The organism is Lentzea flaviverrucosa (assembly GCF_003350445.1).
GTDB classification, from domain to species: domain Bacteria; phylum Actinomycetota; class Actinomycetes; order Mycobacteriales; family Pseudonocardiaceae; genus Lentzea; species Lentzea californiensis.
The window spans coordinates 56,564-71,188 of record NZ_QQAU01000001.1; the positions used below are offsets into that span (position 1 = coordinate 56,564).

Annotated in this window: 16 protein-coding genes; 6 read left to right on the top strand and 10 right to left on the bottom strand. The window is 70.1% G+C overall.

Going from position 1 to position 14,625, the window contains the following annotated elements; translation table 11 throughout:
- Positions 1-27: 27 nt before the first annotated feature.
- The 4 genes from DFR72_RS00320 to DFR72_RS00335 form a co-directional block, all read right to left on the bottom strand.
- Positions 28-2,289, bottom strand: a complete 2,262-nt coding sequence (locus tag DFR72_RS00320; RefSeq protein WP_245982381.1) for a heavy metal translocating P-type ATPase — start codon at positions 2,287-2,289, stop codon at positions 28-30.
- Positions 2,286-2,795, bottom strand: a complete 510-nt coding sequence (locus DFR72_RS00325) for a universal stress protein (RefSeq protein ID WP_090073128.1) — start codon at positions 2,793-2,795, stop codon at positions 2,286-2,288. The genes DFR72_RS00320 and DFR72_RS00325 overlap by 4 nt, the downstream gene beginning before the upstream one ends.
- Positions 2,796-2,866: 71 nt before the next feature.
- Positions 2,867-4,087 carry an MgtC/SapB family protein gene (locus DFR72_RS00330; RefSeq protein WP_090072986.1) on the bottom strand — a complete coding sequence of 407 codons (1,221 nt, stop codon included), beginning with the start codon at positions 4,085-4,087 and terminating at the stop codon, positions 2,867-2,869.
- Positions 4,088-4,090: 3 nt separating this feature from the next.
- Complete coding sequence (locus tag DFR72_RS00335) at positions 4,091-4,285, bottom strand: DUF1918 domain-containing protein (protein ID WP_090072984.1); 195 nt, start codon at positions 4,283-4,285, stop codon at positions 4,091-4,093.
- 147 nt (positions 4,286-4,432) lie between these two features.
- Here DFR72_RS00335 and DFR72_RS00340 point away from each other — a divergent pair, with 147 nt between their 5' ends.
- Positions 4,433-4,900 carry a universal stress protein gene (locus tag DFR72_RS00340; protein WP_090072982.1) on the top strand — a complete coding sequence of 156 codons (468 nt, stop codon included), beginning with the start codon at positions 4,433-4,435 and terminating at the stop codon, positions 4,898-4,900.
- Between the two features lie 89 nt (positions 4,901-4,989).
- Here the strand turns inward: DFR72_RS00340 and DFR72_RS00345 are convergent, their stop codons facing one another.
- The 3 genes from DFR72_RS00345 to DFR72_RS00355 are packed head-to-tail and all read right to left on the bottom strand — an operon-like array spanning position 4,990 to position 7,151.
- Complete coding sequence (locus tag DFR72_RS00345) at positions 4,990-5,868, bottom strand: universal stress protein (protein WP_090072980.1); 879 nt, start codon at positions 5,866-5,868, stop codon at positions 4,990-4,992.
- On the bottom strand, positions 5,865-6,434 hold the full coding sequence (locus DFR72_RS00350) for a CBS domain-containing protein (RefSeq protein WP_090072978.1): 570 nt from the start codon (positions 6,432-6,434) through the stop codon (positions 5,865-5,867). Before DFR72_RS00350 ends, DFR72_RS00345 begins: the two co-directional genes overlap by 4 nt.
- Positions 6,435-6,458: 24 nt before the next feature.
- Entirely contained in the window at positions 6,459-7,151 is a 693-nt protein-coding gene (locus tag DFR72_RS00355; RefSeq protein ID WP_090072976.1) for a hypothetical protein, read from the bottom strand.
- A gap of 128 nt (positions 7,152-7,279) precedes the next feature.
- Between DFR72_RS00355 and DFR72_RS00360 the strand changes: the two genes are divergently transcribed.
- Positions 7,280-7,549, top strand: a complete 270-nt coding sequence (locus DFR72_RS00360; RefSeq protein ID WP_090072974.1) for a DUF1876 domain-containing protein — start codon at positions 7,280-7,282, stop codon at positions 7,547-7,549.
- Between the two features lie 10 nt (positions 7,550-7,559).
- Positions 7,560-7,778, top strand: a complete 219-nt coding sequence (locus DFR72_RS00365; protein ID WP_090072972.1) for an SHOCT domain-containing protein — start codon at positions 7,560-7,562, stop codon at positions 7,776-7,778.
- Between the two features lie 42 nt (positions 7,779-7,820).
- Here DFR72_RS00365 and DFR72_RS00370 read toward each other — a convergent pair whose 3' ends face one another.
- Positions 7,821-9,500 carry a GAF domain-containing sensor histidine kinase gene (locus DFR72_RS00370; RefSeq protein ID WP_090072970.1) on the bottom strand — a complete coding sequence of 560 codons (1,680 nt, stop codon included), beginning with the start codon at positions 9,498-9,500 and terminating at the stop codon, positions 7,821-7,823.
- A 144-nt stretch (positions 9,501-9,644) separates the two neighbouring features.
- Here DFR72_RS00370 and DFR72_RS00375 point away from each other — a divergent pair, with 144 nt between their 5' ends.
- Positions 9,645-10,640: an Acg family FMN-binding oxidoreductase gene (locus DFR72_RS00375; RefSeq protein WP_342768623.1), complete on the top strand. Its 996-nt coding sequence runs from the start codon at positions 9,645-9,647 to the stop codon at positions 10,638-10,640.
- Between the two features lie 6 nt (positions 10,641-10,646).
- On the opposite strand, the gene DFR72_RS00380 is transcribed toward DFR72_RS00375, so the two are convergent.
- Positions 10,647-12,020: an MBL fold metallo-hydrolase RNA specificity domain-containing protein gene (locus DFR72_RS00380; protein ID WP_090072966.1), complete on the bottom strand. Its 1,374-nt coding sequence runs from the start codon at positions 12,018-12,020 to the stop codon at positions 10,647-10,649.
- Between the two features lie 153 nt (positions 12,021-12,173).
- Between DFR72_RS00380 and DFR72_RS00385 the strand changes: the two genes are divergently transcribed.
- Both DFR72_RS00385 and DFR72_RS00390 read left to right on the top strand, forming a co-directional pair.
- Positions 12,174-12,866 (top strand): universal stress protein, encoded by a 693-nt coding sequence (locus DFR72_RS00385; protein WP_090072963.1) that lies wholly within the window; start codon positions 12,174-12,176, stop codon positions 12,864-12,866.
- Positions 12,814-13,329, top strand: coding sequence for a hypothetical protein (locus tag DFR72_RS00390; RefSeq protein WP_114773565.1), 516 nt, complete (start codon positions 12,814-12,816; stop codon positions 13,327-13,329). The genes DFR72_RS00385 and DFR72_RS00390 overlap by 53 nt, the downstream gene beginning before the upstream one ends.
- On the opposite strand, the gene DFR72_RS00395 is transcribed toward DFR72_RS00390, so the two are convergent.
- Positions 13,238-14,623 (bottom strand): DUF4389 domain-containing protein, encoded by a 1,386-nt coding sequence (locus DFR72_RS00395; protein ID WP_090072962.1) that lies wholly within the window; start codon positions 14,621-14,623, stop codon positions 13,238-13,240. The two genes, DFR72_RS00390 and DFR72_RS00395, sit on opposite strands and share 92 nt — an antisense overlap.
- Between the last annotated feature and the right edge of the window lie 2 nt (positions 14,624-14,625).

Consider the following 14,625-nt stretch of genomic DNA (forward strand, 5'->3'; position numbering starts at 1 on the left):
GTGTTGGCGGTCCATGCCGATCCTTCCTCAACGGGGCTCCGCGAGCACGAAGTAGCCTTCTTCTTCCTGCGCGAAGTGCAGGCGCAGCACGGCATCCAGGCCGTAGAGGGTGGCGCGCAGGTCGTCGACCTGGTCCGTGGTCATCCCGCCCGGTTCGTCGAGGTGCCGCCCGAGCCGGCGCACCAGCCGTTCGATCTCCGCGTGGCCGCGGCTCATCGGCACGGTGGCGTGCTGGTCGCCGAACTCCTCCGTCAAAGCCGGGTACAGCTCGTGCTCCTCAGCGTGTTCGTGGGGCAGCAGCCGCTCGACCACCAGCCGGTGGGCGTGACGCACTGCTTCCGCCGCGTCGGTTGTCACGCCCGCACGGAGTCCATCCGCAGCCACGCGCACCGCGTCGCGCACGTCCTGCAACGCGGCGTGCTCGGCATCGAACCTGGTCAGCAGTCCGGTGGTGCCGGGCCGCATCTTCCGGTGCCGCAGTGGAAGAAGAGCGCGCAGCGAGTAAAGGATCACCGCGACGTCAATCGCCTCCTGGACCAACGCACCGCCGATGGCGGGCAGCAGCCCGAAGGCGGCGAAGCCCATCGCCACGAGCGCCAGCCCCATACCGGCCGCCGCGCTCTGCACGGCGATTCGCTTGGCGTTCGCAGCGATCTCGACGCCATCGGCGAGCCGGTCGATGCGGTCGTCCAGAATGACCGCGTCCGCTGCTTGGGCGGCAGCCGCACTACCGCGGTTCCCCAGTGCGACCCCGACGTCTGCGGCGGCGAGCGCCGGAGCGTCGTTGATGCCGTCACCGACCATGATGGTGACGCCACCGGACCGTTCCTCCCGGACCCGCGCCACCTTGTCCTCCGGGGTGCAACGAGCGACCACGTCGTCGAGCCCGAGCATCCCGGCGACGTCCTGGGCGACCGCCGGACGGTCTCCCGTCAACATGACGATGCGACGCAGTCCGGCCGCACGCAGCCGCCGCACCGTCCTGCCCGCCTCCCGGCGCAGCGGATCACGAAGCAGCAGTGCGCCGACGAACTCGTCGTCGGCCTGCACCCACACCGGCGTCGCCGCGTCCAGCCGCGCCTTTCCCGCTATCGCGCGTTCCCAGTCCGAGGAAGGTTCCTCGTCCCGAGCGCCGACGAAGACGAGCGACGACCCGACGCGCCCGGTGACACCGTGGCCGGGGCGCTCCCGCACGTCCTGCGCCGGCTCCACCCGCAGTCCGGCGGTCCTCGCGGCCTCCACCACGGCAGATGCCAGCGCGTGTGTCGAGAGCTGCTCGACCGAGGCCGCGAGACCGAGCACGCCCGCCGCGGTCCACCTGGGAGCGGCCACGACGTCTACCACCACGGGTCGCCCGACCGTCACGGTGCCGGTCTTGTCGAGCACTGCGATCCGTGCGCTGCCCAGCGCTTCCAGTGCCTGGCCGTCACGGAGCACGACTCCGACTCGAGAAGCCCGGGACATACCCGCGGTGATCGCCACCGGCACGGCGAGGAGAAGTGGGCACGGGGTCGCGGTCACCAGCACCGCCACCGCGCGTGTCAGGTCACCGCTCAGCACCGCCGCCAGACCGGCCACCAGCACTGCGACCGGCAGGAAGACCACGGCGATCCGGTCGGCCACGCGCACGACGGGAGCGCTCATGGCCGCCGCCTCCTCGGCAAGCCGCACCACGCCCGCGTAAGTGCTCTCGTGCGCCGTGGCGGCTGCCCGTACGTCGACCGCCGACCCGACCGCAACGACGCCGCTGCGCACACGTTCCCCGTGCAGCCGGGCGACCGGGTCCGGTTCGCCGGTCAGTGCGGACTCGTCGAACGTGGCATCGCCGAGCAGGATGCCGTCCACGGGAACGACCTCGCCGGGGCGCACCACCACCTGGTCTCCGGGCGCCACCGCGTCCACGTCGACCGGCCGGAGTCCGTCTGCCTCTCGTAGCTGCGTCCGGCGCGGTGCCCTTTCCAGCAACGCGCTCAGGTCCCGCCGGGCCCGCCGCCGCGCGTAGTCGTCCAGTGCGTGCCCTGTCCCGACCATGACCGCTACCACGGCACCCGCGAGGTACTCACCGACGACGAGCGTTCCGACGAGGGCGAGCACCGCGAGCACGTCCGCACCGAACCGCCTGGCGCGCAGGTCTTCGACGACCCACCACACCGCGGGCACGACGGCCGCCGCGGTGGCGACGGCCCACCAGATCCGCGCACTCGGCGGATCCTGGAGCCGAACCAACCCGCCCGCGATGGTGGTGAGGACCACCGCGGTGAGGAACAGGCGACCGGTGCGCGCCTTCACAGCAACGGCCCGGGCGTCAGCGGCAAGGCCGCCTCGATGGTGGGGCGCTCCTCCTGGCGCGCGGCCTTGGGCTCGCGGATCACGACGACCGGGCACTTGGCGTGGTGCACGCAGTAGGAGCTGACCGAGCCCAGGACCGCCTCGACGATCGTGCTGTGGCCGCGGTTGCCGACCACGAGCAGTTCGGCGTCCTCGGACGCTTCGACCAGAGCGGTCCTCGGGTCACCCTCGACGAGCACCCGGCGCATCTCGACGCCGTCGAAGCCCTCCACCGCGTGGTCCAGCCCTTCCTGGGCCGCAGCGCGCATCGCCTCCGGTGCCATCCCCATGACCACCTCGGCGGGCACGGGACCGATCAGGATCCCGTAGTTCGGGTGCCAGGCGGAGATCACGTCGACCCGGCACCCACGCCGCCTCGCGTCCTCCACCGCCCATTTCAACGCCGCCTGCCCGGCGGCTGATCCGTCCACACCGACCACAACGGGTCGGACTTCGTTCTCGCTCATGCACTTCAGGCTCCCGGCCAGCCTGGCCAACGGTGAGTATCCGGGGTCCCAGAGGCGTCAGGACCTTCGTCCTACCAAGCCATGCCCAGTGCCACTGCGGCCACGACAGGTGCCATCCACGCGGCGAGCTTCAACGCGAAGCGCGGTCCTCCCGCCAGCGCGGCGAGAACGAGCTTCGCGACGGTGTTCGTCGCCAGCGCCGCACCACAGGCCAGCACCGCCGTGTGGACGGAGATGGACTGCGGCGCCAGGGAGGCGGCGGCGATGGCGGCGGCGTGCGCGTCGGCCAGACCGCCCAGTGCGCCGGCGGCCACGACTCCCCCTCCACCCAGCCACTCGGCCGCCGCGCGGGTGACGACCAGGAACAGCACCAGGACGCCGGCGAGCGTCAACGCCGCCTTGATCGACATCGGCCTGCTGACCACGGGCTCGTCCTCGGCGGGCTCGTCGGCTGCGGGCTTCGTGCGCCACACGAGCCACGCCACCTCCACCAGCAGCACCACGATCCCGGCACCCACCGCCGGGAGCAGCCGAAGCGCGACCGGCGGGCTCGCCACCGCGGTCACCGCGACGACCTGCGTGAGGGTGGCCAGGTTCACCGCCACCGCGCCGGGAAATGCCGCGGCACCGACGGCCTCGTACTTGCGGGCCATCACCGCGGTGGTCGCCGCCCCGGACACGAACCCACCGGCGAAACCCGTGACGAGCAGACCCCACCGCTGCCCGAACGCCCGCGCCGCGACATATCCGGCCCAGCCGATCACGGTCACGGCGATGACCAGCCACCACACCCTCGTCGGGTTGAGCACCCCGTACGGTCCGAGCGGCCGGTCCGGGAGCAGCGGCAGAACCACGAACGCGACGACGAACAGGATCATCGCGTCCCGGACGTCCTGGTCACTCACCACCTTTCGGGCGAATCGGTGCAACGGTCGCTTCGCCGCCAGCAACACAGTCACCACCACTCCGACCGGCACCGCGAGCTCCGGCCGTTCCCAGGCGAGTGCGCCCAGCAGGAAGGCCGTGATGGCCGCGATCTCCGTCGTCGCACCGGGCTCCGAGGTGCGCACGTACCAGGCGATCACCAACGCCGCGACCGCCACGAGCGCAACACCCGATGCGATCGGCGACACCGCGGCGCTGACCGCACCGGCCAGCGCGATCAGCGGGAACGTCCGCGATCCCGCGGGCCGGACCGGGTCACGCGCGTTGTCGTGCTCGCGTTCCACGCCCAGCAACAGACCGATTGCGAGCGCTGTGGCGAGATGGCCCAGCGCGACCGCGGTGTCCACGGCTCAGCCGGACTCGGTGGCGACCACATGAGCGTCCGGTCCGGGGAACACCAGGGCCTCGTGCTCGGAGTCCAGCCACTTCACCAGGTACGGCGGTGTGCCGTCCTCGTGCCGCACGGAGAGGATGAGCCCTCGACGGCCGCCGTGGTCGATCACCGGTCCTTGCACGACCAGCCAGTCGCCCGCTTTCGCCTTCATGGTCCACCTCCCGCTCGAGTCTCTTCGAGGGTTCGCCTCCTGCGCGGGCACCAGCAGTGCGGATGGGCTCACCGTTGTCATGACGTTGGTCCCTGCCGACCGGCTCAGGTCGAGAGCCACGCTCGTGATGAGCGATGGGAGTAGACGATGAGGACACCTGTGATCGTGGTCGGCGTGGACGGTTCCGCACAGTCGCGCGCCGCGCTGCAGTGGGCGCTGGAGGAGTCCACGCGCCGCGGCGCCAGGGTGGAGGCGGTGCTGGCCTACTACCACGAGCCCGTGTTCGTGCCGGCGACCTCGATGGGCCTGCACCCGTACGGCGAGAGGCCGCAACGGCATCCTGCCCAGGAACTGCACGTCAACGTGCAGCTGGCACGCGCGGCGGTGCCTGCTGCACCCGACGTCGCCGAGGTCGTTGAGGTGGGCGACGCGGCGGACCACCTCGTCGAAGCCTCCCGGCACGCCGACCTGCTCGTGATCGGCACACGTGGGTACGGACCGGTCGTGGGCGCCGTGCTGGGCAGCGTCGCGGCGAAGTGTCTGCGCCATGCGGAATGCCCGGTGGTGGTGATTCCGCCGCACGCCGTGGCCCAGCGTCGAATCAGACCAGTCTGATCTCCCGCGCGTATCGGCTGCCGACACGTGGTCACGGCCGCACGCAGGACCGTGCGGCCGTGACTCGCAGAACACCCGATAAGCAGAACTCACCCAAAGGGCCGGATGATCGCCAGCGGACACGGCGCGTTGTAGACGAGCCCCTGGCTCGTCGACCCGAGCAACATGCCGGTGAACCCGCCGTGCCCGTGGCTGCCCACGACCAGAAGCTGCGCCTCCGCGCCGTACCGCATGAGGGCGCGCACCGGACGGTCCCGCAGCACAACGCGATGCACCTGGACGTCCGGATACTTCTCCTGCCACCCGGCCAGGCGTTGCGCCATCAGCCGCTGTTCCTCCGTCTCGACCTGGCCCCAGTCCACGGTGAACCTCGTAGCGCTGTACGCGCTCTCCACCATGAAGTCCTGCCAGCACATGACCGCGGTCAACGAACAACCGCGCATCGACGCGGCCTCGAAGGCGAACGCCAGTGCGGCTTCGCTCGTCGGAGAACCGTCCACGCCCACCACGACCGGACCACCGGGCACGGCGGTCCCGCGGACGACGACCAGCGGGCACTCGCCGTGGGCGGCCAGAGCGATCGCGGTCGAGCCGACCAGCAGGCCGGTGACGTTGCCGAGGCCCTGCGAGCCCAGAACCATCAGCCGGGCGTCGTGCGACTGCTCGATCAGCAGATGCGTCCCGTTGTCGTTGGAGACCTCGGTGGTCACCTCGACGCCGGGTGCTGCGGCGCGGGCTGCGGCAACCGCTTCGATCAGCCACCCGTGTGCCTGGTCCTCGATGGCCTGGCGGATCTCGTTTCCCGTCAAGACGGACTCCGGACAGCCCCTGACCGGCAGCGAGTACCCGTGCACCAGCCGCAGCGCAACGTGGTGGCGGACGGACTCGTCGGCGGCCCACTTCACCGCGGCCAGGGCCGACGACGAGCCGTCGACACCGACCACGATCGGGGCGTCGGGTCCCTTCATCGTTCTCCTCCGGTCAGAACGCGGACGCGCAGCACACCGGAAACGGACCCGGCGAGCGCGGCCAGGACGCGTTCGGTCTCTTCGTCGGCGTTGTCCGCACCGACAACGGCTTCACCGTCCTGGACGACGACCGTCCACTTGCGACCACCGCCGTAGAGGTCGAGCACGCGTTGCGCCTCGGCCGCGACGGTCGTGTCGGTGCGGGCGAGGACGCGCACGAGGTCTCGCCGGGTGACGACTCCGACGACCTGTGAGCCGTCCACGATCGGCAGGCACCGGATGCGGTCGTCCACCAGCACGCGGGCGATCTTGCTTCCCTGTGCGCCCACGTCCACGGCAACGGCGGGAGAAGTCATCACCTCGCCCACGGTCTTGCCGCTCGCCTCGTCGACGTAGCCGTTGCGCAGCAAGTCCGCCTCGGTGATGATCCCGACGAGCCGCTTGTCGTGGTCCACCACCGGCAACGCGGTGAACCCGTGAGACACGAGCAACGCCGCTGCTCCGCGGACGGGCACCTCAGGTGTCACCGTGACCGCCGGACTGGTCATGATCTCGCGAGCACGCATGGCTTCTCCCTTCCGCTCTCGACGCTAGGAACGAACCGCGCCCGCGGACGCGGCCGTTGGTCCCGCTCCATCCGGGTCCTTGGCACCCACGACCAGCAGCGCCTGCGGATAGCCCGCGAGTTCGTGGCGCTCGATCAGCCCGGCACGCCACTCCTGCCGATGCATCAGGTGGATCACCGGGCGGACGCGCAGCCCGCCGAACCGCGCCGCGAGCACGGCCGCTTGCAACGCGGCCCCTCCGCGCACGTGATCCGGGCGCCCGTCACCGACGGTGACCACGACCAGCGTGTCGTCGTCGACGGGGTGCAGTTCGGTGCCCGCCCAGTGGTTGGCGGACACGAGGTCCCTCGCCTCGCCGTCGCCCGTGCCCTCCGCCAGCGACGCGGCCAGGTGCTGGTTCAGCTCCTTCTCGTCCGGCGGTTGCCGCCGGTCGGCACGAACGACCGCGATCAGGTCGGGGTTGGTGTGGTCGGCGGGGAACACGACCTCGGCGTGCCAGCCGATGGCCCGCACCGCGAGCACGATGTGCTCCAGGGCGGCACCACAGGTCAGCAGCCGATCCATTCCCAGCGGGTCGTGCAGCGACCTGTGCGCGACCTCGTAGAGGTGGACCGACCGGTTGTGCAGTTCCAGCACCCAGGGCTTGCCCGCGCTGTACACGGGCGCCTTCCTGGCTGCTTCCACGATCTCCGCCGCTTCGGCGGCACTCCAGCGCATGCTTCGACGATCCGGCCGGCGGTGGTGCCACTGACAGTGCGGAGGGTCTCGCCCTGCGCGGGTCGTTCGACTCTGCAATCCGGCATGCGTGGCGTTCGACGCTGGGATCCCCCGGACGAGGAGGTTCCATGAGCACCGCCAAGCAATGGTCCGTCGAGATCCACATCGACGAGCACGAGTCGCGAACCAGGGCGGAGGCCCGCCTGCACACCGCGGACAAGACGCACCTGGTCGGGGTTGGCCTGGCCCGGCTCAACCCCGCGGACCGCGACGTTCCGGAGATCGGTGACGAGCTCGCGACGTCACGTGCGCTCTCCGACCTCGCGCATCAGCTCCTGAACGCGGCGGCGAACGACATCGAGGGCGTCGCGCACGCTTCGGCACGACCGGCCAAGTGAGGAGGACGGGATGTACTACGGCACACCGATGGGCTGGGGCGGCATCGTCCTGATGACGCTGGGCATGATCGCGTTCTGGAGCGTGCTGCTCACCGTCGCGGTGGTCCTGCTCCGCCGTCGCGACGAGCACGGAGGTTCGGCACTGCGCATCCTCGAGGAGCGTCTGGCCAGGGGCGACATCGACACCGACGAGTTCGACCGGGTCCGCAAGACCTTGCGCTCCCGTTGACGAGCATCCGGTTGCCGGGGTCGGCGTGACGGTACGGGAAGGTCAGTCCAGCGGAACCTGCCAGGTGACCCGCGTGCCGCCACCGGGTTCGTCCGCGACGGCGCAGGAACCGCCGTAGCCGGCCGCGCGCTGCTCCAGGTTGCGCAGGCCGCTGCGAGCCACCTGCGGGGGCATGCCGACGCCGTTGTCCACCATGCTGATGATCAGCGCGTCACCGGCCTCGACGGTCAGCGTCAGCTCGGTCGCACGGGCATGCCGGATCGAGTTGCACACCAGCTCTCGGACCGCGGCTTCGGCGTGTTCACCGATGTAGCCGGGCACGCGGTTGTCGATCGTGCCGCTCATCCGCACCGCGGGCGTCACCGCCTCGCCTTCGGTGACCTCGGCGACGATGTTCAGCAGCCTGCGTCGCAAACCGGTGTCACCGGAGTCCGCCTGCAGGTCGAAGATCGACGTGCGGATCTCCAGGACGGTCTGGTCGAGCTGGTTCACGGCCTTCTGCACCCTGCGCTTCGCCTCCGGGTGGTTCACCCAGGTCAACGCGCCCTGCAGGCTCATGCCGGTCGCGAACAGGCGTTGGATCACGTGGTCGTGCAGGTCGCGGGCGATGCGGTCGCGGTCCTCCAGCACGTCGACCAGGCGTCTGGCGCTCTGGTTCTCGGCGAACTCCAGCGCCACCACCGCCTGGTCCGCCAGCGACGCGAGCAGCGGCATGAGGTCGTGCCCGAACGACGCCGCGCCCTTCTCCCGCACGGTGACCAGCATCCCGATCACTTTCGTGCCCGCGCGCATCGGCACGACGACGCAGGCGGCCAGCCCGGTGCCTTGTGAACCGAACAACCCCTCCAGGTCCTCGACCAGCATCGGCGCACCTGACTCCAGCACCTCGGCGAGAACGGTCCCCTCGGGGTCGACAGCGCCTTCGACCAGTGACCCTCCTGCCTGAGCAGCGGCGTGCAGCCGTTGGTCCTGATCTCCAGCAAGCAGAACTGCCACGCTGCTGGCCGACGCGAGCTCCACGGCTCGGTGAACGATGAGGTGGAGCGCGTCATCGGCCGAAGCACCACCCAGGAGTTGCGCGTTGATCTCGGCGTTCGCCTCCAGCCACCGCTCGCGCAGCCGGGATCGTTCGAACAACCGCGCGTTCTCCACCGCCACACCGGCAGCGGCCGCCAGTGCCTCCAGCACCACCTCGTCGTCCGGGGTGAAGTCGGTGCCGCCCTTCTTCTCGGTCATGTAGAGGTTGCCGAAGATCTCGTCGCGCACGCGCACGGGCACACCGATGAAGCTGTGCATCGGCGGATGGTTGGGTGGGAAGCCGACCGAGGCGGCGTGTTCGCTGAGGTCGTGCAGCCGGATCGCCCGCGGATCTTTGATCAACAGTCCGAGCAGGCCCTTGCCCTCTGGCAGGTGCCCCATCGTCGACCGCGTCTCCGGATCGATCCCGACGTAGACGAACTGGGAAAGGTTGTCGTGCTGGCCGAGCACTCCCAGCGCCCCGTAACGAGCCCCCACCAGTTCCAAGGCGGCCTGAACGATGCGTTGCAGGGTCGAGTCGAGCTCCAGGCCGGCACCGACGGCCATCACGGCGTCGAGCAGGCCCTGCATCTTGTCGCGCGTCGAACCGATCTCGGACAGCCGCTCACGCATCTCGTCGAGCAAGTCGTCGAGCCTCAACCCGCCGAGGAGACTGCGCGACTGGTTCTCTCCTCGCACCGTCATGACCCGAGCCTGGCACGCGGTCGTTGCGACGCCTAGCGATCCCGGCCAGATAGGGCCGTTCGGCAGTGGGGTCCGCATCGAGAACAGGTGACAGTGGCGAATCCAGACACAGCAAGCCGTGCAACGGGGTGACGGATGGTGGAGATGATCGCAGCGTTGGGGTTGGCACCGGACGACGTGGAAACGGTGTTGAGGTCCGCGTCGCTGGCGCCTTCCGTGCACAACAGCCAGCCGTGGCGGTTTCGGGTGCTGCCCGATCGCATCGAGTTGCACCCCGACCTCGATCGCAGGCTTCCGGCCACTGATCCCGGCGACCGTGAACTGCGTCTGTCCTGTGGCGCCGCGTTGTTCAACCTGCGCATGGCCTTGCAGGGGTTCGGTGTCCGGCCGCTGGTGAGCTTGCTGCCCGGTCACGTGGCGCCCGGCGCGCTGGCCGCGGTCCGCCGCGGCGGCGTGATCACCCAGGACGACGAGATGCGGGCGCTGCTCAGGGCCGTGCCCACGCGCCGCACCAACCGCCGCCCGTTCTTCGAGTCCGGTGTGGACGCACGGCAGCGCCACGCTCTCGTGCGGGCCGCTGAGCTGGAACGTTCTTGGCTGCACATCGTCGGCACGCGCGAGGAGGTCGCCAGGATGAAGGACTTCGTGCGACGTGCCCACCGGATCCAGCTGGAGGATCCCGCTGTCGCTTCCGAGCTCGAGAGCCTCACCGGGTACCGGCCGGACGCCGTGGACGGCGTGCCGCCCGCGGCCGCCGGTTTCCGGCCTGAAGCGCAGGACGAGTGGATGTTCCGCGACTTCGACCCCGGGCACGACCACGACCGTCGGTCCGGAAAGGACTACGAGTCCAACCCCCTGGTCGCAGTCGTCTGTTCCTTCTACGACGGGCAGCTCGGCGAGATCCAGGCGGGCCAGGCGATGCAGCGAGTGCTGCTGACAGCGACCACCCACGGCCTGTCCGCCTCTTTCATGTCCCAGCCGGTGGAGGTGCCCACAGTGCGCGAGGAGCTGCGACGCGCTCTCGGTGGCATGCTCGTGCCCCAGACCGTGCTGCGCATCGGGTTCAGCACGCCGGTCCCCGCGACGCCGCGGCGACCGGTCGCCGAACTTCTGGTGGAACCCATGAGTTCCAGCGGCTGACCAGGGTCACACCAGGACCCGCTCGCCGTCCCTCGGCACCACGGCAGTCCACCCGTACTCGGCGTGGAGCCGGTCTGCCAGCGTCGCGGCACTCTCCGGTTCACCGTGCACGACGTAGGCGGTGGCAGGAGCGGGTCCAGTCGTCGCCCACGCCAGCAGTTCGCCGGCATCGGCATGGGCGCTGAACGCGTCGAGCACCTGCACCTCGGCCTTCACCGGCACGTACCGGCCGTGGATCTTGATCTCCCGGGCTCCGTCGACGAGCGAACGTGCCCGTGTGCCCACCGCCGCGTAGCCGACGATGAGGATCGTGTGCCTGTTGTTGGCCAGCATGTGCTTCAGGTGGTGCAGAACCCGGCCACCGGTGGCCATTCCGGACGCGGAGATGATGATCGAGGGTTTCTTCGGGTCGTTGGCCTGCATGGACTGGGTGGCCGTGTGCAGCTCCGCCAGCTGGCCGGGGTCGAACGCGTCCCCGCCGTCCATCAGTTCGGGACGGATCTCCGGCCAGCTCCTCGCGACCGCCTGCCGGTAGACCCGCAGTGACGCCAGCGCCATCGGGCTGTCGACGAACACCGGCAGGTCCGGGATCTCCCCTGCCCGCACCAGCTTGGCCAGTTCGATCAGGATCACCTCGGTGCGGTCCACCGCGAACGCGGGGATCAGCACGCTTCCACCACGCGCGGCAGTGCGCCGGATGGTGTCCGCGAACAACGCGGTGGCTGCGGCGTCGTCGTGCGGGCGGTCGCCATAGGTCGACTCGATGAGCAGGGCGTCGCAGGCGGGCCTCGGCTGGGGAGGCAGCAGCACCCGGTGCGCCGGCCTGCCCAGATCACCGCTCACCACGACGCTGCGGTCGCCCAGGGTCAGATGCGCCCAGGCCGAGCCGAGGATGTGTCCGGCCCGTCCGAACTCGAGGTCGACGCCGTGCGCGATGGAGCGTGCCGCCTCGAAGCCGATCGGCCGGAACAGCCGGGTGGCGCGCTCCGCGTCGTCCGCGTCGTACAGCGGCAGGGCGGGCCGGTGCTTGGACCAGCCCGACTCGTTGGCCTGACGAGCCTCCTCCATCATCAGGTGCGCGCTGTCGGCCAGCACGATCCCGGCCAGGTTCGCGGTGCCCTCGGTGGTGAACACCGGCCCACGCCATCCGTGCCGCGCCAGCACCGGGAGATAGCCGCAGTGGTCCAGGTGCGCATGGGTGAGCACGACCGCGTCCAGCCGGTCCAGGTCGAGCGGGGGCTGCTGCCAGTTGCGCCGCCGCAACGGCGCCAGCCCCTGGAACAGACCGCAGTCCACCAGCACCTGCGAGTCGCCGGTGTCGAACAGGAACTTGCTTCCGGTGACCGTGCCCGTGCCACCGAGGAACGTCAGCGTGCTCATCGTTCAGCCTCCTCGCGCTGGAGACCACACGGTCCATCGCCGGCCACCCGCGGACACAGCGGCACCAGGCCTGGCAGGACCGGGACTTTCGTCCCGCCCAGGTGGTCACCCTTCGCTCTGGGTACCGCTGCCGCACAGGACGACCGTGGACGTATGGAATCTGTCGTGGTGATCGCAGACGGCTCCCCGTGGACCGAGGAGGCCGTGCAGTGGGCCGCGGCCCACGCGAAGCTCGTCGATGCCGAGGTCGAGACGCACCGGCTGGAAGACGACTTCCACGCCCAGCTCGTGGTGGTCGGTTACCAGGCCAGGACCGGCTCTCCGCTCGGTCTCGGCAGCCACGTTCTGTCTGTCGTGTGCGCCTCAGGTTGTGACGCGGTGGTGGTGCGCGGCACGCCGGACGCGCGGCACGGGATGCACGGACGCGTCACCGCCCTGGTCAGCGGAGGCCCGGACGACGCGGGTGTCCTCGCTCGCGCGGTGGTCTTCGCACAGAACCGAGGTGCCGCCTTGCGGGTGCTGCACGCCGCGCCGCTGTCCGTGGTGCGTGAAGACCTGGACGAGGACCACGGCTGGGTCCTGCAGCGCTCCGCCGAGCTCCTCGCCGGGTTCCCCCACACCGCCGTCCTCGTGCGCAAGCAGCCGCACGAGGCGATCAGCCGTTGCACCGACACCGACCTGATCGTCGTCGGGCCCGGCGAGACCCGCTCGTGCGGCGCCGTGACCAGGGCCGCGCTTCACCACGCCCCCTGCCCCGTGCTCGTGGCGCATCGATCCGTTCAGGAGGAACACCGTGGAGTCCCTTCCCTTCCCGCTCCTCGCCGACCAGTTCGCGCCACGGTGTGAGTTCAGCCGCACCGACCACCTCGTGGTGGAGGCCGATCCTGCCTCGACGTACAGAGCGGTGCACGACCTCGACCTCACCGACCTGCACGGCTTCCTCGTCACCGCCGCGGTTCGCCTGCGCGAGCTGCCGGAGCACTGGCGTGAGGACCGGGCTCCCCGGCAACGCACGCGGTTGAGGATCCACGACCTCGACGCGGGCACGGACTGGGTCGTCCTCGGCGAGAACCCGGGGCACGAGATCGTGTTCGGTGCGATCGGCAAGGTGTGGCAGCCCGTCGTCAAGTGGGTGCACGTCGAGGCACGCGACTTCATGGACTTCACCGAACCCGGCTACGCCTCACCGGTCCGGACGCGGCGAGCGGCGCCGACGACTACCTCACCGAGGTGGTCGTGCCGTTGCGCCGCGACTGACGAGCCGTCAGTGCGGCCACGAGCATCACGACCAGACCCAGCAACAACATGACGCCACCACCGATGATCAGACCGAACGACAGCGGTCGCAGCACGGGCACCTCGGCCTGTGCTGCGAGACTGGTGTCGACCACCCGTGACCGGTCGGCGTTGAGCACCACCGCGGTCCAGCTCCCCTGCTCGGCTCGCCAGGTCACCTCGCCGGTACCCGACGCGGCCCAGAACGTCTGCGCACCGGGATCGGCCGGTGAGCCGCCGTCGCGATGCCAGTACGTCACCCGCGATTCGGCCGTGCTCACCTCGTCGTGCTCCACACCGGACAGATAGCGCGTGACGTCGTTCGTTCTCCCGATGCCGATGAACACGTCGTCGTCCGCCTTCAGCCGGACCTCGCCGAGCCAGTTGTCGGCGAGCACCCAGTCCTCGTCGGTCCAGCGCAGTTCCAGCGTGCCGAGCTCGAGCGCGTATCCCGCACTGCGAAACGACTCCGAGCCGGTGCTCAGGAATCCGGCCGCATCACGTTGCGTCGAGTCGGCCCAGAGCCCGAACCCACCCGTGCCACCGACAGCGCCGCCGGTCATCATCAACAGAGCGCCGATCACGACCGCGGCGACACGCCCAGGCGTCCATCCCTGATGTCCGGGAGCCGGTGGCGGCGGTGCCTGGTCGATCGTCGTGGTGCCCGGCTCGTCGCCGCCCGAGTCGAACCGGAACGGCGGATAGGTGTCCGTCATCAGTCCGGCGTAGGCGGCCACGCGCAACGCCCAGCGGTCCATGCCGAGCACGAAGTCGAACAGCCCATTCGGATACCGCCCGGTGAACAACAACGCCACGCCTGCGAACAACGCCATCAACCCGACCAACCCGCCGCCGGAGTTGTAGACGGTCTGCCCCGTCTGGTAGGCGACATAGCTGCCGCCGCCGACGAAGAACCCCACGATCAGGTAGTGCGGGATCGCGAGCAGCCACCACTTCACCAGCACCAGTCCGCGAGAGAGGTGTTCGGGGTAGGCGATGTCGAGCGTCGCCGGGTAGTCCGGCTCGGTTCCCAGGCTGAACGGCGGGTAGCGGTCGGTCGCCAGCGCGCCGTAGGTGTAGTAGGCGACGCGCCACGACCAGCGCAGCACGCCCAGGTTGAAGTCGAACAGCACGCGCGGATAGCGGCCGGTGAACAGGATCGCGAAGAAAGCCACCACGCTGAACACCACGAACCCGAGCCACAGGAACGCCAGCACCAGGTAGTGCGGTATCGCGAGGAACCACTTCACCAGCCACAACCACCGGCTCAGTCCGGGGTCGAGTCTCGCGCGCACGTGCACCGGATAACCGGTGGCGGCAGTAGTCATCG